This window comes from Paenibacillus sp. V4I5 (assembly GCF_030817255.1).
GTDB lineage: Bacteria > Bacillota > Bacilli > Paenibacillales > NBRC-103111 > Paenibacillus_E.
In genome coordinates, this window is the sequence record NZ_JAUSZB010000002.1 from 1,698,550 (window position 1) to 1,719,234 (window position 20,685).

The 20,685-nt window shown below is 44.8% G+C and carries 28 protein-coding genes; 5 read left to right on the top strand and 23 right to left on the bottom strand.

Features of this window, described 5'->3' with window-relative positions; genetic code table 11:
- Nucleotides 1-26: 26 nt before the first annotated feature.
- The 18 genes from xseB to QFZ78_RS09965 form a co-directional block, all read right to left on the bottom strand.
- Nucleotides 27-281, bottom strand: a complete 255-nt coding sequence (xseB, locus tag QFZ78_RS09880) for an exodeoxyribonuclease VII small subunit (protein ID WP_057306412.1) — start codon at nt 279-281, stop codon at nt 27-29.
- On the bottom strand, nt 268-1,638 hold the full coding sequence (gene xseA, locus QFZ78_RS09885; protein ID WP_307547074.1) for an exodeoxyribonuclease VII large subunit: 1,371 nt from the start codon (nt 1,636-1,638) through the stop codon (nt 268-270). The genes xseB and xseA overlap by 14 nt, the downstream gene beginning before the upstream one ends.
- Before the next feature lie 8 nt (nt 1,639-1,646).
- Nucleotides 1,647-2,513, bottom strand: a complete 867-nt coding sequence (folD, locus tag QFZ78_RS09890; protein WP_307547075.1) for a bifunctional methylenetetrahydrofolate dehydrogenase/methenyltetrahydrofolate cyclohydrolase FolD — start codon at nt 2,511-2,513, stop codon at nt 1,647-1,649.
- 137 nt (nt 2,514-2,650) lie between these two features.
- A complete protein-coding gene (nusB, locus tag QFZ78_RS09895) occupies nt 2,651-3,109 on the bottom strand; it encodes a transcription antitermination factor NusB (protein ID WP_047673943.1) in 459 nt (152 codons plus the stop codon).
- 142 nt (nt 3,110-3,251) lie between these two features.
- On the bottom strand, nt 3,252-3,479 hold the full coding sequence (locus QFZ78_RS09900; protein WP_307547076.1) for a DUF2273 domain-containing protein: 228 nt from the start codon (nt 3,477-3,479) through the stop codon (nt 3,252-3,254).
- Nucleotides 3,480-3,493: 14 nt separating this feature from the next.
- The gene (gene amaP, locus QFZ78_RS09905) at nt 3,494-4,054 is read right to left on the bottom strand and encodes an alkaline shock response membrane anchor protein AmaP (protein ID WP_307547077.1); all 561 of its coding nucleotides are present in this window, start codon (nt 4,052-4,054) and stop codon (nt 3,494-3,496) included.
- An 88-nt stretch (nt 4,055-4,142) separates the two neighbouring features.
- Nucleotides 4,143-4,556 (bottom strand): Asp23/Gls24 family envelope stress response protein, encoded by a 414-nt coding sequence (locus tag QFZ78_RS09910; protein WP_171643488.1) that lies wholly within the window; start codon nt 4,554-4,556, stop codon nt 4,143-4,145.
- Between the two features lie 167 nt (nt 4,557-4,723).
- Nucleotides 4,724-6,082, bottom strand: coding sequence for an acetyl-CoA carboxylase biotin carboxylase subunit (accC, locus tag QFZ78_RS09915; RefSeq protein WP_307547078.1), 1,359 nt, complete (start codon nt 6,080-6,082; stop codon nt 4,724-4,726).
- 104 nt (nt 6,083-6,186) lie between these two features.
- Nucleotides 6,187-6,684, bottom strand: a complete 498-nt coding sequence (gene accB, locus QFZ78_RS09920) for an acetyl-CoA carboxylase biotin carboxyl carrier protein (RefSeq protein ID WP_307547079.1) — start codon at nt 6,682-6,684, stop codon at nt 6,187-6,189.
- Nucleotides 6,685-6,840: 156 nt separating this feature from the next.
- Nucleotides 6,841-7,587: a SpoIIIAH-like family protein gene (locus QFZ78_RS09925; RefSeq protein ID WP_307547080.1), complete on the bottom strand. Its 747-nt coding sequence runs from the start codon at nt 7,585-7,587 to the stop codon at nt 6,841-6,843.
- Between the two features lie 36 nt (nt 7,588-7,623).
- Nucleotides 7,624-8,262 carry a stage III sporulation protein AG gene (spoIIIAG, locus tag QFZ78_RS09930; RefSeq protein WP_307547081.1) on the bottom strand — a complete coding sequence of 213 codons (639 nt, stop codon included), beginning with the start codon at nt 8,260-8,262 and terminating at the stop codon, nt 7,624-7,626.
- A gap of 4 nt (nt 8,263-8,266) precedes the next feature.
- Nucleotides 8,267-9,016: a stage III sporulation protein AF gene (gene spoIIIAF / locus QFZ78_RS09935; RefSeq protein WP_307547082.1), complete on the bottom strand. Its 750-nt coding sequence runs from the start codon at nt 9,014-9,016 to the stop codon at nt 8,267-8,269.
- Nucleotides 9,017-9,028: 12 nt separating this feature from the next.
- Nucleotides 9,029-10,228 carry a stage III sporulation protein AE gene (gene spoIIIAE / locus QFZ78_RS09940; protein ID WP_373460042.1) on the bottom strand — a complete coding sequence of 400 codons (1,200 nt, stop codon included), beginning with the start codon at nt 10,226-10,228 and terminating at the stop codon, nt 9,029-9,031.
- Nucleotides 10,229-10,251: 23 nt separating this feature from the next.
- A complete protein-coding gene (gene spoIIIAD, locus QFZ78_RS09945) occupies nt 10,252-10,641 on the bottom strand; it encodes a stage III sporulation protein AD (RefSeq protein WP_056837867.1) in 390 nt (129 codons plus the stop codon).
- A 10-nt stretch (nt 10,642-10,651) separates the two neighbouring features.
- Nucleotides 10,652-10,855 carry a stage III sporulation protein AC gene (spoIIIAC, locus tag QFZ78_RS09950; RefSeq protein WP_029197158.1) on the bottom strand — a complete coding sequence of 68 codons (204 nt, stop codon included), beginning with the start codon at nt 10,853-10,855 and terminating at the stop codon, nt 10,652-10,654.
- 62 nt (nt 10,856-10,917) lie between these two features.
- Complete coding sequence (gene spoIIIAB, locus QFZ78_RS09955) at nt 10,918-11,436, bottom strand: stage III sporulation protein SpoIIIAB (RefSeq protein ID WP_307547083.1); 519 nt, start codon at nt 11,434-11,436, stop codon at nt 10,918-10,920.
- 6 nt (nt 11,437-11,442) lie between these two features.
- Nucleotides 11,443-12,426, bottom strand: a complete 984-nt coding sequence (gene spoIIIAA, locus QFZ78_RS09960; protein WP_307547084.1) for a stage III sporulation protein AA — start codon at nt 12,424-12,426, stop codon at nt 11,443-11,445.
- Nucleotides 12,427-12,498: 72 nt separating this feature from the next.
- On the bottom strand, nt 12,499-12,762 hold the full coding sequence (locus QFZ78_RS09965) for a YqhV family protein (protein WP_057306427.1): 264 nt from the start codon (nt 12,760-12,762) through the stop codon (nt 12,499-12,501).
- A gap of 335 nt (nt 12,763-13,097) precedes the next feature.
- Here QFZ78_RS09965 and comA point away from each other — a divergent pair, with 335 nt between their 5' ends.
- The 3 genes from comA (at nt 13,098) to QFZ78_RS09980 (ending at nt 15,165) form a co-directional block, all read left to right on the top strand.
- Nucleotides 13,098-13,901: a phosphosulfolactate synthase gene (gene comA, locus QFZ78_RS09970; RefSeq protein WP_307547085.1), complete on the top strand. Its 804-nt coding sequence runs from the start codon at nt 13,098-13,100 to the stop codon at nt 13,899-13,901.
- 3 nt (nt 13,902-13,904) lie between these two features.
- Nucleotides 13,905-14,624, top strand: coding sequence for a 2-phosphosulfolactate phosphatase (locus QFZ78_RS09975; protein WP_307547086.1), 720 nt, complete (start codon nt 13,905-13,907; stop codon nt 14,622-14,624).
- A gap of 76 nt (nt 14,625-14,700) precedes the next feature.
- Nucleotides 14,701-15,165, top strand: coding sequence for a DUF441 domain-containing protein (locus tag QFZ78_RS09980; protein ID WP_307547087.1), 465 nt, complete (start codon nt 14,701-14,703; stop codon nt 15,163-15,165).
- A gap of 8 nt (nt 15,166-15,173) precedes the next feature.
- Here QFZ78_RS09980 and QFZ78_RS09985 read toward each other — a convergent pair whose 3' ends face one another.
- From QFZ78_RS09985 to QFZ78_RS10005, 5 genes are all read right to left on the bottom strand, one after another.
- Nucleotides 15,174-16,430, bottom strand: a complete 1,257-nt coding sequence (locus QFZ78_RS09985; protein ID WP_307547088.1) for an aspartate kinase — start codon at nt 16,428-16,430, stop codon at nt 15,174-15,176.
- Nucleotides 16,431-16,565: 135 nt separating this feature from the next.
- A complete protein-coding gene (efp, locus tag QFZ78_RS09990) occupies nt 16,566-17,129 on the bottom strand; it encodes an elongation factor P (RefSeq protein ID WP_307547089.1) in 564 nt (187 codons plus the stop codon).
- A 15-nt stretch (nt 17,130-17,144) separates the two neighbouring features.
- Nucleotides 17,145-18,218 carry a M24 family metallopeptidase gene (locus QFZ78_RS09995; protein WP_307547090.1) on the bottom strand — a complete coding sequence of 358 codons (1,074 nt, stop codon included), beginning with the start codon at nt 18,216-18,218 and terminating at the stop codon, nt 17,145-17,147.
- Nucleotides 18,219-18,323: 105 nt separating this feature from the next.
- The gene (aroQ, locus tag QFZ78_RS10000) at nt 18,324-18,761 is read right to left on the bottom strand and encodes a type II 3-dehydroquinate dehydratase (protein ID WP_307547091.1); all 438 of its coding nucleotides are present in this window, start codon (nt 18,759-18,761) and stop codon (nt 18,324-18,326) included.
- Nucleotides 18,762-18,840: 79 nt separating this feature from the next.
- On the bottom strand, nt 18,841-19,332 hold the full coding sequence (locus QFZ78_RS10005) for a YqhR family membrane protein (protein ID WP_307547092.1): 492 nt from the start codon (nt 19,330-19,332) through the stop codon (nt 18,841-18,843).
- A gap of 201 nt (nt 19,333-19,533) precedes the next feature.
- Here QFZ78_RS10005 and QFZ78_RS10010 point away from each other — a divergent pair, with 201 nt between their 5' ends.
- Nucleotides 19,534-20,427 carry a DUF1385 domain-containing protein gene (locus tag QFZ78_RS10010; protein WP_307555602.1) on the top strand — a complete coding sequence of 298 codons (894 nt, stop codon included), beginning with the start codon at nt 19,534-19,536 and terminating at the stop codon, nt 20,425-20,427.
- Nucleotides 20,424-20,681: a hypothetical protein gene (locus tag QFZ78_RS10015; RefSeq protein ID WP_307547093.1), complete on the top strand. Its 258-nt coding sequence runs from the start codon at nt 20,424-20,426 to the stop codon at nt 20,679-20,681. Before QFZ78_RS10010 ends, QFZ78_RS10015 begins: the two co-directional genes overlap by 4 nt.
- The last annotated feature ends 4 nt before the right edge of the window (nt 20,682-20,685 follow it).

The window sequence follows — 20,685 nt, forward strand, 5'->3', positions numbered from 1 at the left end:
CATGAATGGTAGACGTCTTATTCAACCTAATTCCCCTTATCTTCCAAGACAGGTTGGAAGGGCTTCCTGCTCACAGTGCCCGATTCACCTTCAACCAACATCTCAATTTTCTTCTCCACTTGTTCAAGCTTCACACCGCACAGATGGGAGAGCCGAACGCCTTCCTGATATAGCTCAATCGCTTTCTCCAAAGGAACATCGCCGCTTTCCAATTGGGCAACTATGCGCTCCAACTGTTCAATGGCCAGTTCAAAGCTAACTTCCGTTTCACTCGTAGACATCTTTGTTCTCCTCCATCCCCGATACCTGACAATTCAACCTTCCGTCCTTGAGACGAATCTTAACGAAATCTCCAACCTTCACTTGGGAGACTGAACGAATGAGCTCATGCTCTTGTTCGTCGTACGCCAAGCTGTAGCCCCGCTGCATGACCTTCAGCGGGCTGAGGGCGTCCAAATGACGGACGCCAGACTGCCACTCCTGCTTCTTCGTACGCAGGAGGGTCTGCATGGCCGTGAGCATCTGCCGCTTGGAAGTATCCAAGCGCCGCCTTGCGGACACGGCCTGCTCTTTGGGATTGAAGCTGGATAAGCGGCGCTCCAGCTTCAATCGCCGTTCCGCCAACAGCGTTAGGCGCTGGCGCATGCGGTAACCGAGCTGCTCCGCCAGCCGGTCGAGTCGCTCCGCAGGCTGCATCAGCAGCTGCCTGCGGGGGTTCGTTAGGAACGGAGAGCGCTTCGCGCGCTCCAGCCGTTCCTGCTTGCGGCGCAGCTGCTGGAGCAGCCCGTAGTGCAGCCGCTGCGCTTGCTGCGACAGCTGCTGCTTCAGCTCGAGGTGATTCGGCACCGCGAGCTCGGCCGCCGCCGTAGGCGTCGGCGCTCTTAGATCGGCGACGAAGTCCGCGATCGTGAAGTCCGTCTCGTGACCGACGGCCGAGATGACGGGAATCGCGGAAGCTGCAATGCTCCGCGCAACGGCTTCCTCGTTGAATGCCCAGAGCTCTTCGAGCGAGCCGCCGCCGCGGCCCACGATGAGCACGTCGGCTTCACCGAGCCGGTTCATCGCTTCGATCGCCTTGACGATCGAAGGGCCTGCTTGCGCTCCCTGTACCAGTACCGGGTACAGAAGAATCTGGACCGACGGATAGCGGCGCTGCAGTGTGATGATGACATCACGCACAGCGGCTCCTGTCGGAGACGTGATCACGCCGATTGCGCGCGGAAACCGAGGAATCGGTTTCTTGCGCTCCGCCGCGAACAGTCCTTCCCCTTCGAGCTTCTTCTTAAGCTGCTCGAAGGCCATATACAAACTGCCGATGCCATCCGGCTGCATCGCCGTGACATAGAACTGATACGCTCCGTCTCTTTCATATACGGAAATATTACCGCGAGCGATCACTTTCGTTCCTTCTTTCGGAATAAAACCGAGCTTCTGGTTATGCGAAGCAAACATGATGCTTTTTAGCCTGCCATCCGCATCTTTAATCGTAAAATACATATGGCCGCTGGAATGGTGAGTGAAATTAGAGATTTCCCCACGAACCCAAACATCCTGCAGACGGGAATCGCCCTCTAGCATGAGTTTAATATACCGGTTCAAATCCTTGACAGATAAGATCTTCGTCTCGTTTCTCGCCATACTGCTTATTAAACGCTCACATTCGCTTTAGCTGCGCGACTTGCTGCATCAACGGTGTTGCGAAGCAGCATGGTAATCGTCATTGGACCTACGCAACCGGGTACGGGTGTGATTGCACTTGCAACCTCTTTAACCGCTTCGAAATCAACATCCCCTGTCAGTTTACCGTCTGCAGGACGATTCATCCCCACATCGATAACGACAGCACCAGGCTTCACGTGATGTGCTTTAATCAAATTTGCTTTACCAACAGCAACAACAAGAATATCCGCTTGTTTTGTAATTTCCTCCATATTCGGAGTACGAGAGTGAACGACGGATACCGTGGCGTGCTCGCGCAGAAGCAGCATAGCCATTGGTTTGCCTACGATGTTGCTTCTTCCTACAACAACAGCGTGCTTACCAGCTATATCGACTCCTGTGCGTTTTAGAATTTCGATAACACCATGCGGTGTACATGGCTTCATACCATCTTTGCCAATCATCAAGTTACCGACATTCATGGGGTGGAAGCAATCCACGTCCTTAAGCGGATCAATTTCATCAACAACTGCTTCTTCATTTATATGCTTAGGCAGCGGTGATTGAACAAGAATACCGTTAATTCGGCTATCGCTATTAAATTTATGAATAAGTGCAATTAACTCTTGTTGCGTTGTATTTTCCGGTAAACGATGTACTTCGGAATAAATCCCTACATCATCACAGGCTTTCGCTTTGTTTCTTACATAAACCTGTGAAGCCGCATCTTCTCCCACAATAACAACGACAAGACCAGGCTGGTTGCCTTGCGCAGTAAGCGCGGCAGCATCCGACCTGATCTCCTCACGGATGGAACTCACGAGTTCTTTCCCATTAATAACTTGTGCAGACATGTTATTTCCCCCTAAGAGTTTTGTGAAAAACGTTCTTCGTAAGCAGCAGCTTAGAGTTTTCTTAGAAAACTTGCTTCGTAAGCATTAGCTTCGTGTTTGCAATGGCTATATATAAATGGTTGAATAATCATTGTTAATTAGGACGGAGTTACTTTGCCCTTTAAATCTTCAACTTCTTTAATCATTTTACCAAGTACACCGTTAACGAACTTACCTGACTCCTCCGTGCCATAATGCTTGGCCAAATCAATCGCCTCATTGACGACAACTTTAGGTGGAACATCATCTCTGTACAGCATTTCATATACAGCCAAACGCAACACTTCACGATCAATCCGTGAGAGCCTGTCCATCGCCCAACCTTTTAAATACTCTTCAAGCAGTTCATCAATTCTAACTTTGTTACTGTATGTACCCTCAACAAGTTCAATAATGTATAGAGGGTCAATTTTATCTCCAGAAAAATTCAACTCTGTTTCATTGTCATGCTCTGCTTCATGAATCGCAATTTGGACAGCTTCCTGAGGTGTAGCCTCATTCATCTGGATTTGGTAAAGGCTTTGTACGGCAATTTCTCGTGCAACTCTGCGTTTCATTATGGTCCTCCTAAAAGTTTTCGCCAGAAAACTGACTTCTTAAGCAATCATGGATGTAACTCGTCCTAAAAAACTCTTTTTACTAGTATACGTCATATTGGAATGAATCCAAACAAAAAAATCCATGGTAGAACCAGGGATTTTAGCGAAACATTCTCCATTTTTGCGTGAGATAGCGCCAAATGTCTTCAAGAATGACGAAACTTTCTTTCCGATCCAGTTTGTTCCCGACATAAAAACCGAGCAGAACAATGAATCCAAAGATCAACATATCCCAAAAACCAAAAAACAAATAAATGAAGCCGAAGAAAATGCCTGCTGCCACTCCGATTACTTTGCCCCTATGGGACTCCCACAGTTCATTCCACATGAGTGGGTTCACCTCTATTCGACTCGGCTTTTAAAAGTTGGGGCTGATTGCACGATGTTCGCTACGAATACGGTTACGGAAGCTACAGGAATGCCAGTAATATCCTCGATGTAACTTTTCACAGTACTTTGCATCTCTTCTGTAAGTTCAGGAATCGAACTTTCCCCATCCACAATGGTTCTGATCGTAATTTCTAGACCTGATTGATTCACCCTTACACGGGCACGTAAATCTTTGGCACCTTTGGTACGACCAGCGGCTTTCAAAGATAAATTCTCAACCGTTTCTATCGAGATGCGAATATCTCCGAAATCCGTTCGTTGGTCGATGGATGGCGCTTGAGAACGACCGCGGCGCAGCGTTAAAATGAGGAAACGAACAGAGATCAACAGCATGACCAAGCTGATGATAATCGCTGGGTATGCAAAGCTTTTTTCGAAATAAAAATTACTTAACATTTGACCTGCTTGTTCTAACGGGATCCAACTCGAAGCTGTGAACAAAACAACGATAGAAGCAATTAGAATAATTAGGCTATAGAGAAGTAGCAAGAGCCTGTCCACAATTTTAGCCACGTAAGCTTGTCCCCTTCCTATAGTTAGAGGAAACCCCCTGCAACCTGTAGGGGGTTTCAATTGATCCATATGGATGCAGCAATTCCGCCTATTTCACACGATGGGCAGCTGCTGTTTCTTCTTCAACCGGTTTATCTGCCAATTTAAAATGAACATCATGAATATGCACGTTGACTTCAACAACATTTAAGCCTGTCATCGATTCAATTGCCTGCTTCACATTTTGTTGAATGTCGCTTGCAACTTCAGGAATTCGATTGCCATATTCAATAATGATGGAGACGTCAATGGCTGCTTCACGTTGTCCGACTTCTACCTTTACGCCTTTGGACAAATTCTTACGTCCAAGCAATTCAGCAATGCCGCCAGCTAATCCGCCACTCATCCCCGCTACTCCTTGCACTTCCACCGTTGCCAAACCGGCAATGATTTCGATAACCTCGGGGGCAATTTGGATGCTGCCCATGTCTGTTTTGACGTAATCCGGAGCGATTGTGCTCATTGTGGCACCTCCTTAGAGTTTTGCGCCAGCAAAACTGGCGTCGTAAGCATAACTGTATTTGTGAAACAAACTTGTTTCATGTGAATTTCTTTGCTTGATCCATTGTTTGGATAAGCCATCTTAATTTATTAGTATACCATTTCGTCAAAAATATGACAAATGTTTGTCTACGATTCTGGATCATTGACATCATGCTCTTCCAAGAACTTAATATCATGGTCACCCTTGATAAATTTCTTGTGCTCAAGCAGCTTCAAATGGAAGGGAATCGTTGTGTTCACACCTTCCACCGCAAACTCAGTGAGTGCTCTTTTCATGCGGGCAATCGCTTCTTCTCGCGTATTTCCCCAAACAATAAGCTTAGCGATCATAGAATCATAGTGTGGCGGGATTGTGTAGCCCGGATATACCGCACTGTCAACACGAACACCAAAACCACCTGGCGGCAAGTAAAACTTCACTTGGCCCGGTGAAGGCATGAAGTTCCGATTCGGATCCTCCGCATTCACACGACACTCGATAGCCCATCCATTGATGCGGACATCTTCTTGTGCAAAAGATAATGGATTGCCTTCTGCTACATGAATCATCTCTTGGATGATATCGATTCCTGTAATCATTTCGGTTACGGGATGCTCAACCTGGATTCTCGTGTTCATTTCCATGAAGTAGAAATTACCATCGGGACCGAGTAGGAACTCAAGGGTTCCTGCACCGGAATAATTAACGGCTTTCGCTGCACGAACGGCCGCTTGCCCCATCGCTGTGCGTGTTTCAGCTGTCAGAATCGGGCAAGGAGCTTCCTCAACAAGCTTCTGTCTACGGCGCTGTACGGAACAGTCACGCTCACCTAAGTGAACAACATTACCGTGTTTATCAGCTAAAATTTGAATCTCAACATGCTTCATGCCTGTCAAGTATTTCTCCAAATATATACCTGCGTTGCCAAAAGCATTTTGTGCTTCTTGCTGCGCTGCCGTAATCTGCTGTACGAGTGTTTCCTCGTTCTCGGCAATACGTATACCTTTACCGCCGCCGCCTGCTGTCGCTTTAATGATGATCGGGTAACCGATATCTCGAGCAATGACGATCGCGTCGTCAATGTTCTCAACCAAACCGTCTGAACCTGGAATGATCGGTACTCTCGCTTCTTTCATCGTTTGCTTGGCAACCGCTTTATCACCCATTCGGCTTATCGCATCTGGGGAAGGACCGATAAATGTAATATTGCAGCTCTCGCAAATTTCTGCGAAGTCCGCATTTTCTGCTAAGAAGCCATATCCTGGATGGATCGCATCACATTCTGTTAGCGTAGCAACACTCATCAAGTTGGTGAAGTTCAAATAGCTGTCCTTGGAGGCAGTCGGCCCAATACAATAGGCTTCGTCGGCTAGACGCACATGAAGCGCATCACGATCAGCTTCCGAATAAACAGCCACTGTATAAATGCCAAGCTCACGACAAGCTCGGATAATACGAACAGCAATTTCTCCGCGGTTCGCTATTAGGATTTTATGAAATTTCATTATTTTTCCTCCTAAGAGTTTTCCGTTAGGAAAACTTGCATCATAAGCGTGTACTGCGTTTTGCTCAAGCAAAACTGCGCCATAAGCCTAAGCTTACTAATCGCTTACTCTGGTCTAACTAAAAATAAAGGTTGTCCGTACTCTACAAGCTGACCGTTATCTACGAGCACTTCAACGATTTCACCTTTAATTTCAGCTTCGATTTCATTCATCAATTTCATAGCTTCCACAATACAGACAACGTTTTTGTCACCTACTTTGGAGCCAACACTTACGAAAGGAGCAGAGCCAGGAGAAGCAGATTGATAGAAGGTTCCTACCATCGGTGAAACTATCTTATGTAAAGATGAGTCCTCTTGCTTAGCATGTCCAGTAGTCGCAGGGATAGAAGCTTCGAGAGCGGCAGCAGGTGCTGTGTTACCCATGTTTGCTTGACCGATCGGAGCATACGTGTGTTGAACGGGGGCCGTTACATAGACAGACTCCGTTTTATTCGGCTTGCGAATAGAAAGGCGTGCACCTTCATTTTCGATTTCAAGCTCTTGTAAAGAGGATTGATCGACGAGTTTGATCAACTCTTTGATTTCACTCAATTTGAACATTCATGTCACTCCTTCAAGGTTGGTGAACCAGTAAAAAATGCGGTTTCATAGCCGCAACGTATGTATTATACCCATAAACGCAAGAAATGGAAAGAGTCCAGTTTGTCCGGACCCTTTCCATTGCCATCCCTAATAGGCTAATCTCATCTCTTTTTACTAAGGACGAACATATTGAATCTTAATATTTTCCGGACCTGTACCAAGCTCTTTCATCACCATATCAACGATTGTTACACCTTGGCTTTTCTCCAATTTATCGCTTTGAACTGTCACTTTCCACTTGTTTCCATCTTGATTAATGATGGCTTGCGGGAAGTCTTTCATAAGTACATCTTGTAAATTTTCTACTTTTTCTTGAATATCTGTCAGTTTCGCTAAGTCATTTGTCGCTTTGGCTACAGCTTCAGGTGTCTTTTTCGAATCGATAATGATTTCCATTAAATCAGAGGATGTTTTGCTGAAATAATCTCTTTGTTTCATTTGCTCATTCGTGAAATAATCGCTAGCTGATGTCGTTCTCGCTTGCTCTTCAACAATCTTCAGAACTTGATCATCCGTTTTGGCCGTATCTGGTTTAGTCGCATTGGAAGCATCTTGTGTCGTCGTTGTTTTAGCATCGGTTTTAACATCTGTTTTCGCGTCTGTTTTTGTTGAATTTTGCGGTGTTACAGCTTTCGTGTCGACTTTCGCATCTCCACCAGTTGTCGCTTTCACATCAGTTTTCGCAGCATTCGCAGGGTCAACCTGACTCATATCAATCTTCACTTCTTGTGTTTTATTGATCGTTTCCGTTGTGGCTAAATCAAGCTTATTGACATCCTCTGTGAACAGATAATAGGCGGAAAGCACCACCATTAAACTAAGCATAGAAACGAGCCAAATTGTTTGTCTTTTCGCATTCATTGAAATTCCTCCTCAATTTTGATTTGCTACCTACATTCATCCCCCTGTTTTGCGGGGTAAAATAGAGATCCTACTCGCTTGCACATCAAGTCCTCGCTCTACAGCTTCAGTAATCATTTTTTTCACTGTGAGATTCTCAGCGCCTTTGGCGACAACGATGACGCCTCTGATTTTCGGTTTAATGTATTTGAGCACAAGCGGTTTCTGGTCACCGGAAACTTGATAGACAACCACTTCACCACTCCGCGTTACCTGGGATATATTCCGTGTCGCTCCACCATTGTCGCGTTCTGTCGTCATTTGCTGATTGTCATTGTAATTTTTGTCGACCGTCATTTCTTCCGTCGACTCAATTGTAACGAGCACTTCAACATCGCCAACACCAACAATTTTTTGCAGAATCTCCTTTAACTGTGTTTGATAGGCCGCTTCATAATCATGAAAGGCAGAATTTTCTTTGGATGTACTGTTGAGAAATGTTTCTTTGCTGGGTTGCGGAGAGGCCCTGCCCGTATTGATGGGATCAACATCTTTTACAGTCATAAATGCATTCATAATCATCAGCGCAGCTCCCAAGAGTCCAATCATAACGACCCACAAGAGCGTGTTCTTGCGTTTGGGTCCTCCCGGACCTCCGCCGAATTTGTGCTCCATCCATTGCAGCAATGTTCCCATCCATTCACCTCGCAATCCTTTCATTCCGTTGTTTCAATTGGATATCAATCTGTGCAGGCTCCACGATCCAATCACGCACGATTTTTTGCTTGAGATGGTCAACCTCTTGCTCCATTCGTGACGATAACTTAGGCAGAGCAGCTGCTTCTTTGTCACTTAGGTTACTTCCCTGCAGCTTCGTTGTTGGTTCGATCCGTATCGGATCAATTGGCTTGACTGGCTCCATGACAGCTATGCTTCTGGAGGCTGATGTTGATTTAACCTGTTTCGTCGTTTCTATATCATCAAGGGTTACCCTGACTTTCGTTATAGCAGGTTTCCCGTTATTGTCGATTTGCGCCAGCACCTGAACGTCTTGGATGATCAGCTCTGTTTGCTTCTGTAAATCCTCTTTCATCAGCTCAGCCAGTTGATTTTGAATCATTTGCTGTGATTGTTTTTGTCCTGCTTCTTGAAGCTTTTGGGCATCCTTCGTAATCACATCGAGCGATTTCATATATGGATTTCCGCCGCCGCTGCTCGCAAGCATTGTTTTCTCGTTTTGCCGCTGTTCCGCTTGACCGATCAATTGATCGATATCCCAATCCTTTTGAAACAATTGAAGTACTGGAGATAACAGCGTGAGCAAGATGAACAAACTCATAACCGTTTTGACATATCGCTGCATCGTATTGCTGGGAAGTAATAGATCAACAAATGTAGCCAACATAATGACCATAATGACGCTTTTTAGCCATCCCGCTAACCAATCCATAGCTGCCTCCTTTCACCGCATCATCACGGAGACATTACTGATTGTAATCATGATCGTTAGTGCCAGAAAGAACATTAAGCTGACTGCTGCCAGTGCCGCAAACACATAAATCAAGCTCTTACCTATCGTTTGTAAGCAAGCTATAATCGGACTATCTCCCAAGGGCTGCATGATCGCTGCGGATAAGTTATAGATGAAAGCTAGCGTTAAAATTTTGATTGCCGGAAACGCACACAACAAGATTAGAATGACAACCCCAACGAGTCCGATTGCATTTTTTACAAGCAGCGATGCTCCAATCACTGTCTCAGTTGCATCCGAGAATAACCGTCCTACAACGGGGACAAAGTTTCCGGTAATGTATTTTACCGTTCGAATCCCAACGCCATCTCTAACCGCTCCCGCAGTCCCTTGAATCGATATAACACCAAGGAAAACAGTGACGAATACCCCGAGCATACCTAAACTTATTGTGCGCAGCAGGTTCGCTAGCTGGGTGACTTTGTATTTCTCGCTAAGGGAGCTTACGATGTGCAGAACAGCCGAAAAGAACAACAACGGGAATACAAACACATATATCGCTGTGCCAACTGAATGGATCATGAACACAATCAGAGGGTGTAATATCGCCACAGATGTGACATTGCCCATGGAAGCTAGAAGCGTTAACATCAAAGGAACAATGGCAATCATGAATTGCATCATGGAAGAGATGGCTGTTTTGGCATAACCGATTGCTATGCTGAAGCTGTTGATAGCTATAATAATCAGAACCATATAGGTAATTGAATAACCTAGCTTGCTGACCGTGTTTCTTTCAAAGGAGCTTTGCAGCGTTTCGAGAATCATACTGAAAATCGTCAGTATAACGATCGAAGCAAGCAGCTTTCCATTAATGATGATTTCGTGGAACACATAGCTTAGCAGCCCTTTGAAAATGCTCTTCATGCTAATGCCTTTGGTCCCAAGCAGCAATTCCATGAAGGTTGGTGTCTTACTTTCGGGGAAGTAACCGCCGTAATCCTTCATGAGCTTATCCCAATATTGCTCAACAGGTTCCGTATTCAGATGGTTGGCCTGCTCCTTGATAATGACATCCGTAGGCGATTCAGCGGCCATAGTGCCCGTCAATCCAAGCCATAAGCCCATTGTCATTATGAACAAAATGATCCAGCGGTTGTTCAGCTTCTGGTGCGAATAAAGTAGATTCATATAGGTCACTCCTCATGGATCATCTAAGCAGGGAGCAGTTTAACGACGGTCTCTATGATGACGCTAATAATTGGAATAGCCATCACCATAATGAGCACTTTCCCAGAAAGCTCGATCTTGGAGGCAATGGATTCTTGACCGGCATCTCGCACGATTTGAGCACCGAATTCAGCGATGTAAGCAACACCAATGATTTTCAGAATCGTTTTGAGAAAAACCATATTGATACTTGATTTTTGAGCTAAGTCCTCGAGCACCTGGATAACAGAAGAAATTTTACCGATCAGGAACAAGAAAATCATGATGCCTGTAAATGCTGCCAACAAGAAAGCGAACATTGGCTTCTGCTCTTTGATGATGAGTGTTAATATCGTAACGATGAGTCCTAAACCTACGATCTGGATGATTTCCATCAGGCCCACCTCATTGGAATAGGAAGATCGTTTTGATTTCTTTAAATAAATGATCGAGCATACTGACGACCATAAAGAGCACGACCACGAAGCCAATGACCGTGACCCAGTGTGCCATATCCTCTTTGCCCATCTGTTTGAGCACCGAATGGATCATCGCGATGATGATGCCGATGCCGGCGATCTGGAAAATGGCATTCACATCTACGTTCATTCCAGGCACCTCACTCTGTTGACAAGGAACTCACTTGTACGGCCAAGTATCCCTTGCTTCCATTAATACATCAATATCACGATCAATGCTCCGATTAAGACACCGAGGCTTTTCCACATTTTCTCGTAGCGCCTCTGCTCTTCCCTAGAATCGGTTTCTTCCGTTTGAAGTTGGCTAATAGCGAGCCGTAAATGTTTGATTTGATCACTTCGATCTGTGAGTCCAAGAACGGTTCCCAGCTGCAGCACCACTTCTTGTTCCGCTTGCTTCATCGAAGTTCTTGTCCATACATCATTGACACTCCATTGCCAAATCTCGCGGGTGGATTTACCGTCACTTTTCAATAAACGCTCTGAAGTTATTCGAAATAAGGAAGAAAGCGGTTCTGCGACCTGCTTGCTAAGTGAGGCGAAGGCTTCAGGCAGCGGTGTGAGTGCGTACATGATTTCCGTCTCCATTCTCCCTAATGCACTGATAAGGACACGGATTTGTTTGGGACGCCTTACATAGTGCGCAGCCTTTAGGAAACCAAACAATGTAGCAGCACCGATAATAAGAACCCCACCGACAAATTTCAGCATCTAACATCATCCTTTACGCACAGGGTAGAGTTCCAAGGGCTTGCCCTGACAATCCAAGATGCGGTAAGAAGCCGATGCTCCTTTTCTTCTATGCAGGATGACATACCTCGTGAATACCCCCTCGTCCAACAGCTGCTTCAGAACCGGCCTCCTGCGTACATCCTCATAATCAGCACCATGCGCAGTGGCTACGACGCGAATCCCGGTGTGAACAGCCTCATGGATGGCGTTCGCATCTTCTGGACGCCCAATCTCATCCACAATCAGAACATCTGGTGATAACGAGCGAATCATCATCATCATGCCTTCCGCCTTCGGACAACCATCCATAACGTCTGTTCGTGGCCCCAGATCGAATCTAGGCACCCCTTTGACACAAGCAGCCAATTCTGATCGTTCATCCACGACTCCCACTTTCTTACCAGCCGTCGATACGTTATTCGCCCCCCACTCTCCCCGACTAATCAATCTTGCCAGATCACGGATCAGTGTTGTTTTTCCGTGCTGTGGAGGTGAAATAATGAGCGTATGATGGATGCTTCTTAGTAAAGGATCGAATAGCTGTGGTAAAACCTCTTGGCCGACACCCTTGATCTCTCGGGCAATCCTTATGTTGAATGAACTCACATCACGTATTTGCTTGACATGTCCCTGGTCCAAAACAGTTCGCCCTGCTAGTCCTACTCGATGACCACCAGCAATCGTGATATAGCCTCTACGCAGTTCTTCCTCGAAGGTATACAAGGAATGATTCGTGAGCATCTCTAGCAACGTAAGACAGTCCTGCTGTGTTGGCTTGTATGCCTTCGTTTCCTGAGTCACCATTCCCCCCCGTTCTCCCACAAAGGTATAACGATCACCCCAGATAATCTCAAGGGGCCGTGACTCTCTCACCCTTATTTCTTCAACACTAGCTTGTACGTCCGGCGGCAGTCCTGCTAAGAGAAATCGGAAAGTTTGAGGCAGTAAGTACGCAATCGAATCGAGCATAGGGAGACATCCCTCCAAGTTGTCCAGTCTTCTATACTCATTTCTATGCTTAATAGAAAGAAATATGACCGATTACTTTTTTAAAATACCAATAAAGAGACAACTTACTCCCGCAATCACCCAGAGCATTTTGCCATATGATAGTTTCTCTGCTATACCTACTAATCCAATCGTCGTTGTTGCTAGAAGTACTAGAGGACCTACTAGAGCCAGTCCTGAGTTCACCAGCAGCGCTTTCTCCACCGTCGCCAACCTCAGCATCACGATGGCTGCAATAATCTCAATACTCCCTGACATCATCCTCAGCGAAGCCATCGTTAGGACAATTTTGTTCATTTCTTTCTACTCCTCCTCGTAAAAATGTTTGAGTTTTATGTGTCGTCGAATATTTAGCGGAGCGGATTTATAAAAGGCCGGAAGAGCGACTTTTGTAAAGCTGTTCCTACCAACTCCATCCATTTAAAGGAACAGCTTTACAATGGAGTCCTGGAGGTTTTTATAAATTCGCGGAGCGACCGTTATTCGACAGAACGCATAAGGTAGGGTCAAAGCTTTTTACCCTACCTTATGCAAGCTCGTCTGATTTTAGGCATGCTGGGCACCACCATTTGTGAAGATGCATATGCTGAACACAGAATTGAACCTTCAAAGGACAGTGAGGAGAATTACAGATGGAAGTGACCTCTCATTTGAAATGGAACCCCGTTCTAGCCGACCCCACAGGACAAAGGCAGGCTAAACCAAGGACGCTGGGTAAAACGATGGTGATGGATAAAGGATTAGGCTTGAACGCCTTCCAAGATTTACTCAGCACGTCAAGCAGCCATCTGGATATGATCAAAATTGGCTTCGGTACCTCGCCGCTTTATCCTCAGCACGTGCTTAAAAGTAAGATAAACTCAGCAAAAGAAAGCGGTATATGTATTTACCCGGGTGGTACCTTTCTGGAGGTTGCCATCAGACAGAATGCAGTAAGCTCTTTTTTTGACATGCTCATCGCACTTGGTTTTAATGGTGTTGAAATTTCCGACGGGACGATTGAGATGGAGCGCAAACTTCGAAATGAGCTTATTGCCAGAGGATTGGAAGAAGGTTTCGAGGTCATTACCGAATATGGTAAGAAAGGCTGGGGTTCCTCTATTGAGTTGGAGGAATTAATTGAAACGGTCTTAATCGACACGGAACTCGGGGCTAAATTGGTAACCATAGAAGCTCGAGAATCGGGCATGGGCGTTGGGATCTTTGATAATAACGGAAAATGTAAGGACGACGAACTGCAACGAGTACTTTCCGCAATTCCTGGGCAGCAGCTCTTATGGGAAGCACCGCTCAAAAGTCAGCAGGTGCATTTAATTAGCATGCTAGGCCCAGACATCCACTTGGGTAATATTTCACCGGATGAGTTGATGGCGTTAGAAGCGTTACGGAGAGGACTCCGTTCTGATACGCTGTCTTTAGGTACCAGAAAGGATTAAAAGATGCATATCGAGGTTGTCGCCAACATTGGCGAAGCTAGAAGTGACGAATTTCTTCACAAAACCGTCATTGTCGTTGATGTTTTACGTGCAACTAGCACGATCATCACCGCACTGATTAACGGTTGCAAAGCCATTGTTCCTGTGGAAACAGTTCTGAAAGCCAAAGAGTTATTTCGTGAGGGTGACTTGCTTGGAGGTGAGCGTTTTTGCAAAAAGATTCCTGGTTTCGATTTCGGTAATTCGCCACTGGAATACACAAAAGCAGCTATCCAAGGCAAGCGAATTATTCTTACAACCACAAATGGAACAAGAGGTATTCAGAAAGCGATGAAAGCCGATCACGTGTTAGCGGGAGCCCTATTAAATAGCAGAGCCTGTGCAAGGGCCGCGGTCGATTTCAAACGGGACACCGTTATTTTGTGTGCAGGAACCCAAGATGTTTTTTCATTGGAAGATGGGCTTTGCGCAGGTCTTATCCTTGAGGAATTATCCTTTCTGCTCGGTGACAAAAATATGGCAGTCAATGATTTCGGCATGGCTATGCGGGGATGTTATTTGCAATCAAAGGATACGTTGTTTGAGACCATATTAGCCTGCAGTAATGGAAAGAAAATGAATAAGTCTGGTTTCCGGGCAGATTTGATTGTGTGCGCCAAACCGAATACCACAGATCAAGTTCCCATATTGGAACGAGATCAGATGGTACTGATGCATCTTTGACAGACACGCCTGCGTTCTAAATACAAGCCCTTCTCATAAACTAAGATTGAAGTTATGAGGACGAGGGGTTTTGATTATGAATGGCGATTTGCTCTTAGTTATTCTCATTATTATTGGACTCATTGGACGATCACCCATCATTACGACCGCGGCTTGCATTTTACTTGCGATTAAACTTATTGGTTTAGATCGTTTTTTCCCCACGATGGAGCGCAGAGGATTGGAACTTGGGTTGCTGTTCTTGACGATAGGGGTCCTGGTCCCCTTTGCCAGCGAGCGCATTTCTATGAAGGATATCCTATCGGTATTCACCACTTGGCCTGGAATCATCGCACTACTTGGCGGAGCTATTGCTACTTATATGAATGGAAAAGGGTTGGAACTGCTAAAAATAGACCCACAATTAATTGTGGGTCTTGTGATTGGTTCTATATTTGGCATTATATTTATGCGCGGCATTCCGGTTGGCCCTTTAATGGCAGCCGGAATAACGGCTTTTTTATTAAAGCTAGCTTATTTTATTTCGGATAAAATGCCTTGAAAATTCGATTATCTGCGATCTTCTGGTCCACCAACAAACGCATGCTCCGTAGTGTCCAAGCCGTATGCAGTATGCAGAGCACGGATAACTTCGGTTAGGTTCGTGTTGTCAACAACGCACGACATTTTAATCTCGGATGTACTAACTAATGAAATAGAGATACCAAGATCAGAGATCACTTTGAACATCGTTGCAGCAACGCCTGGTGTACTTACCATACCAGCGCCAACAATGGACACTTTCACAAGGTTCACTTCCGAAGTGACTTCACGGTATCCGATGTCACCACGAATTTGTTCAATGACGGTCAATGCTTTTTCACGATCTGCTAGGGTCGTTGTGAAAGAGAAATCAGCCGAACCGCTGATCACACCGCTTTGTACGATGATGTCGACATCAATTTGCTCTTCGGCAAGCGCAATAAATACTTTCGCCAGCTGTCCCGGTTTCTCGGGTACACCCAGAATACTAATTCTTGCCACATTCTTATCGTAAGCGATGCCTCGAACGACGATTCCTTGCTCCATCACTGCTTCCTCCTTCACGTTGGTACCTTCATTGTAAGTAAAGCTGGAACGTACCACTAAGGTAACGTTATAATTTTTGGCATATTCTACAGCTCTTGGATGCAGAACAGCAGCCCCTAAATTAGCAAGCTCCAGCATCTCATCATAGGAAATCTCATTTAACTTTCTCGCTACTTTCACGATGCGCGGATCTGTCGAATAAATACCATCTACATCGGTATAAATCTCACATAGATCTGCTTTAATAGCAGCAGCAAGCGCTACAGCCGTTGTATCTGACCCGCCGCGGCCTAGTGTTGTAATCTCACCCGCTTCGGTCATCCCTTGGAAGCCGGCTACGATGACGACATTGCCTTGTTCGAGAGCTTTCTGTACACGATGTGGCTGAATATCCGTAATTCTTGCCTTCCCATGAACCGGTTCGGTATAAATACCACTTTGCCAACCGGTATAAGAAACCGCCTGCTCACCCAAATTATGTATCGCCATCGATAAGAGAGCTACCGATACCTGCTCTCCTGTCGTTAACAGCATATCCATTTCACGAGCCGGAGGGGCTCCATCGTAAATTTGCTTAGACAGGTCGATCAAATCATCCGTTGTATCTCCCATCGCCGATACGACAACAACGCAGCTATGTCCTGCTTGTTTTCGTTCAACGATTCTTTTTGCAACACGCTTCATTCGCTCTGCATCACCGACAGAGCTTCCGCCAAATTTCATCACTATAAGAGACAAAGCTGACCCACTCCCAACGCATACTAGTGCATAACAATTCAATATTATAGCATATAAACACCTTGCTGTGGTAAGAAATCCACATGAAATGAAAAAAGCCTTTTGGACTCCAAAGAGTCTGAAAGGCTTTAGTCATTAGTTGCTCGCGCGTGAAAGGTATTTTCCATCATCTGTATCAACGGAAAGAATATCGCCTTCGTTGATGAAAAGTGGCACCATCACATTAAGACCTGTTTCCACTTTCGCATTTTTCAAAGCACCTTGAGCTGTGTTTCCTTTAACGCTTGCATCGGTTTCGATAACTTTCAAGTCAACGCTCTTCGGAAGGTTAATCCCAAGAATTTCACCTTGATAGCTCATGATTTTGATGTTCATGTTTTCTTTCAGAAAGTTCAATTCCCATTTCAATTGTTCGTGGGAAAGGGAAATCTGATCATACGTCTCTGTATCCATGAATGTGTACTCGTCGCCAGCTGCGTACAAGTATTGCATTTCACGGTTTTCGATGTGCGCTCGTCCAACGTTCTCACCCGCACGGAATGTACGTTCAACGGTATTGCCGTTACGTAGATTCTTAAGTTTGGAGCGCACGAATGCCGCGCCTTTACCTGGTTTAACGTGTTGGAAATCCAGAACGGTGAAAATATCATGCTCAACTACAATCGTAAGACCTGTTTTGAAATCGTTAACTGATATCACTTGTAAATCCCTCCGCTAGTCAATAATAAGAAAATCTTTGGTAGAATGTGTAAGTATTTTAATGCCGGTGTCAGTAATTACTGCATCATCCTCAATTCGAACTCCGCCAAAGTTGGGGAGATAAATGCCGGGTTCAACCGTAACCACCATACCAGGTGTTAAAATCATATCTTCGGTTTTCGACAAACGTGGAGATTCATGAACCTCCATGCCTAAACCATGTCCAGTACCATGACCGAAGTAATCGCCATAGCCATGCTTTACGATAACATCACGCGCAAAAGCATCGCCCTCTCTGCCAGTGATACCTGGTTTGAGATTGGCTAAACAGTTTAATTGGGCTTCCAGTACAATGTCATAAATTTCTTTATGTTTGTCTGTCGGCTTACCTAGCATAACCGTTCTTGTGATATCTGAGCAATACCCTTTATAATACGCTCCAAAATCCAATTTGACAAATTCGTTTATTTGGAGCACGCGATCACTTGCTTTGCCATGAGGAAGCGCAGATCGTTCTCCAGAGGCTACAATCGTTTCAAACGATGTAGAAGTCCCCCCATTTTTGCGGATAAACATCTCGATCTCAAGGGCAATGTCCTTCTCCTGCACACCTGGCTTGATGAAAGACAGAATGTGTGAGAAAGTTTGATCAGCTAGATCAGCGGCTTCTTGCATAATCTGTAATTCCGCTTCATCTTTAACCATTCGAATCAACTCAACAACGCGCGATGTAGGCACCAATTCAATTCCCGCTAATCCTTCTTGGTAGCTTAAGAAATCACCGTAGGATACATCCACTTGCTCGAAGCCAAGCTTCGTGATCCCTTGCTGCTGCAAGAGTTCTTTCACTGTTTCGATTGCTTTAGCTTTATGCTCAACAACTTCAAATCGTTTAGCTTGCTGAGGAGCTTGCGTCATATAACGAAAATCAGTTAACAATAAAGCACGGTCTAGCGTTATAAGGACATAGCCAGAAGAACCAGTGAAACCAGATACATATGTACGGTTATATGCGTTCGTGATGAGTATTGCCGGTAAATCTTGCTGCTGCATAACCTTGCGAAGACGTTCAATACGTTTCTCCTGCATTGAGATCACCAATCTTTCTTAATTGATAAAGAAAGTATAAGTTTTTATACTTTCGCTTCGCATCAATTGACAAACGCACTCGACCCTGAGGAATGATGGAGTTGTTTAACCTTGCATATGGGGTACTAATGCTCTTAAACCAAGTTCATAGCTTTGTGCACCGAATCCACTGATTTGACCGATAACGACAGGCGCAGTAACCGAATGATGACGAAACTCCTCGCGCTTATGAATATTCGAAATGTGAACTTCTACAGTTGGCAATTGAACTGTGGAAAGTGCATCACGAATGGCGTAACTATAATGCGTGAATGCTCCTGGGTTGATCACAATACCATCTTTTGTGCCGAACGCTTCATGAATTTTATCAATAATATCGCCCTCATGATTCGATTGAAAGCTCTCGAGCTCAATGGACAGCGTCTCAGCTAATTCATTCAAACCTTGAATAATCGTTGAAAGCGAAACCGTTCCGTACACGCCAGGTTCACGTACGCCGAGCATATTTAAGTTCGGACCATTAATGACTAGAACCTTTTTCAACAGGAAATCACTCCCAAGCATTTTTCATTGAAAAATGGGCTCTACAAGCCTATTTAACCTTGATATTTTACCATAACTTTCATGTCTTGTGTATAGGTCGTATTGTTCTTACATCGGTGTATTCAATAGAAATGGAATAACCAATAAACATTCCCCATAGCAGGAACAAACAAAAATCACTAAGAACGGTATCTATATCCAGATCCTGAATCCAATAGGTCATCCCTGATAAGGGGCCTATGAGTAAATATATGGCTGCCCACCATAGAGCACCATACCCTAGCCCCCACCAAGGCCCCTGAAGCTTCCACATCGTGACCATATAAATGAACGCAGCAACGATTGAAAATAAGGTGAAGAAACCCCAACCAACGAGCGTTCCCTGCCAAGTATGCAGAAAATCATGCTTGAAAAAAGGCTCCACAAGAAAACCGATTACAATCTTGGTGAACTTTAAATAATGCTCAACAATTTTGATTGCTCCCCATATGAATCCGGCGAAAAAACCGATGTAAAGGGCAAATACCCAACGATTCGTCAGTATTTTTTCTTCCTTTTTATCACTTGTCATCCATTGTCTTCCTTTCTCTACAAATGTTACTTGTCTCTCCTTAGGTAAGAATAGTATGTTCTACCGCTATCGGTAGCATTCAATCTACGAATCCGTTACAATAAGAAAGTACAAATAACTGAATTTGAGAAAGATAAGAAGGTGGATCTTGTGGCAGAACAAAACAGTATATACGGAGGACAGGCCGTCATTGAAGGCGTCATGTTCGCAGGAAAAAATGTGCATGTAACCGCTGTGCGCAAAAAAGACGGTTCCCTTGATTACTTAGAAGTACCGAAGAAAGTGATCCCTTGGGTCCAAGCACTCAAGAAAATTCCGTTTATACGCGGTATTGTAGGAATCATTGAATCAAGCGCTAAAGGCGCGCAACATTTGAATTTCTCAGCTGAATCCTTCGCTGAACAAGAAGGCGAGGATGCTGAAATTGCCAAGAAAGAAGAAAAACCAGGCTTCTTTTCTAATATTTCGATGATTCTTGGCGTAGCCGTTGTGGGTGTGATTTCATTTCTTTTTGGGAAATTTGTATTCACCCTGGTTCCAGCTGTCATTGAACAGTTTTTGTTTCAAAATGTATTTAGCAATCAATTTCTTCATAATCTTATAGAAGGTGTTATTAAGATTATTTTACTTGTCGGATATATTTACTTCATCTCTTTGACACCTATGATCCGCAGATTGTTTCAATATCATGGTGCTGAGCACAAGGTTATTAGTGCATATGAGGCTGGCGTAGAGCTTACGGTAAGTAACGTACAGAAATTCAACACGCTTCATTATCGTTGTGGCAGCAGCTTCATCGTTTTCACCGTATTGATCGGGGTCGTTATTTACTCATTTCTCCACTATGACGGATATGTCGAACGCATCGTGCAGCGTTTAATATTGCTGCCTGTAGTCATCGGTGTTTCTTACGAGGTGTTACGATTCACCAATTCGCTTCGTGAAGTTCCTGTCCTTCGTTACTTAGGCTATCCTGGACTATGGCTTCAACTGCTTACGACCAAGGAACCTGAAGACAGTCAAGTTGAGGTGTCGATTGCTTCTTTCAACCGCATGCGTGAAGCAGAACAACGAATTTTGGAGGGACGGGCATGAGAAGAAAATTTTCCCCGATCGAGGTCGCCATTGCGATTTTGATTGCGATTGGTTTGCTGGTAAGTTTGCGAACTTTATTCATTCCTATTCTCGTGTTAGGGATTATTTTTCTTCTATACAAATTCCCACCTTCTCGTTGGAGAAAGAATTCGTTGGGTCGGGGGCCAGCCAAAGGGAAAAGAAAAAACGCCAAGTTCCGTGTAATCAATGGAAGTAAAGATTCTGATTCGGATGATTTACCCAAGCATCATTAATACC

What these genes read in the sequence shown, in the direction of transcription:
- QFZ78_RS10010 (WP_307555602.1), top strand. Translation starts at nt 19,534, where the DNA reads ATGTTCGCAGGAAAAAATGTGCATGTAACCGCTGTGCGCAAAAAAGAC.
- QFZ78_RS09910 (WP_171643488.1), bottom strand. Translation starts at nt 4,556, where the DNA reads ATGAGCACAATCGCTCCGGATTACGTCAAAACAGACATGGGCAGCATC.
- QFZ78_RS10015 (WP_307547093.1), top strand. Translation starts at nt 20,424, where the DNA reads ATGAGAAGAAAATTTTCCCCGATCGAGGTCGCCATTGCGATTTTGATT.
- spoIIIAD (WP_056837867.1), bottom strand. Translation starts at nt 10,641, where the DNA reads ATGGAAATCATCCAGATCGTAGGTTTAGGACTCATCGTTACGATATTA.
- QFZ78_RS09900 (WP_307547076.1), bottom strand. Translation starts at nt 3,479, where the DNA reads ATGTGGAATGAACTGTGGGAGTCCCATAGGGGCAAAGTAATCGGAGTG.
- spoIIIAA (WP_307547084.1), bottom strand. Translation starts at nt 12,426, where the DNA reads ATGCTCGATTCGATTGCGTACTTACTGCCTCAAACTTTCCGATTTCTC.
- QFZ78_RS09975 (WP_307547086.1), top strand. Translation starts at nt 13,905, where the DNA reads ATGCATATCGAGGTTGTCGCCAACATTGGCGAAGCTAGAAGTGACGAA.
- spoIIIAE (WP_373460042.1), bottom strand. Translation starts at nt 10,228, where the DNA reads ATGAATCTACTTTATTCGCACCAGAAGCTGAACAACCGCTGGATCATT.
- accB (WP_307547079.1), bottom strand. Translation starts at nt 6,684, where the DNA reads ATGTTCAAATTGAGTGAAATCAAAGAGTTGATCAAACTCGTCGATCAA.
- comA (WP_307547085.1), top strand. Translation starts at nt 13,098, where the DNA reads ATGGAAGTGACCTCTCATTTGAAATGGAACCCCGTTCTAGCCGACCCC.
- QFZ78_RS09965 (WP_057306427.1), bottom strand. Translation starts at nt 12,762, where the DNA reads ATGAACAAAATTGTCCTAACGATGGCTTCGCTGAGGATGATGTCAGGG.
- spoIIIAB (WP_307547083.1), bottom strand. Translation starts at nt 11,436, where the DNA reads ATGCTGAAATTTGTCGGTGGGGTTCTTATTATCGGTGCTGCTACATTG.
- xseB (WP_057306412.1), bottom strand. Translation starts at nt 281, where the DNA reads ATGTCTACGAGTGAAACGGAAGTTAGCTTTGAACTGGCCATTGAACAG.
- folD (WP_307547075.1), bottom strand. Translation starts at nt 2,513, where the DNA reads ATGTCTGCACAAGTTATTAATGGGAAAGAACTCGTGAGTTCCATCCGT.
- QFZ78_RS09925 (WP_307547080.1), bottom strand. Translation starts at nt 7,587, where the DNA reads ATGAATGCGAAAAGACAAACAATTTGGCTCGTTTCTATGCTTAGTTTA.
- QFZ78_RS10005 (WP_307547092.1), bottom strand. Translation starts at nt 19,332, where the DNA reads ATGACAAGTGATAAAAAGGAAGAAAAAATACTGACGAATCGTTGGGTA.
- nusB (WP_047673943.1), bottom strand. Translation starts at nt 3,109, where the DNA reads ATGAAACGCAGAGTTGCACGAGAAATTGCCGTACAAAGCCTTTACCAA.
- QFZ78_RS09980 (WP_307547087.1), top strand. Translation starts at nt 14,701, where the DNA reads ATGAATGGCGATTTGCTCTTAGTTATTCTCATTATTATTGGACTCATT.
- spoIIIAC (WP_029197158.1), bottom strand. Translation starts at nt 10,855, where the DNA reads ATGAACGTAGATGTGAATGCCATTTTCCAGATCGCCGGCATCGGCATC.
- spoIIIAF (WP_307547082.1), bottom strand. Translation starts at nt 9,016, where the DNA reads ATGGATTGGTTAGCGGGATGGCTAAAAAGCGTCATTATGGTCATTATG.
- xseA (WP_307547074.1), bottom strand. Translation starts at nt 1,638, where the DNA reads ATGGCGAGAAACGAGACGAAGATCTTATCTGTCAAGGATTTGAACCGG.
- accC (WP_307547078.1), bottom strand. Translation starts at nt 6,082, where the DNA reads ATGAAATTTCATAAAATCCTAATAGCGAACCGCGGAGAAATTGCTGTT.
- spoIIIAG (WP_307547081.1), bottom strand. Translation starts at nt 8,262, where the DNA reads ATGGGAACATTGCTGCAATGGATGGAGCACAAATTCGGCGGAGGTCCG.
- QFZ78_RS09995 (WP_307547090.1), bottom strand. Translation starts at nt 18,218, where the DNA reads ATGCAGGAGAAACGTATTGAACGTCTTCGCAAGGTTATGCAGCAGCAA.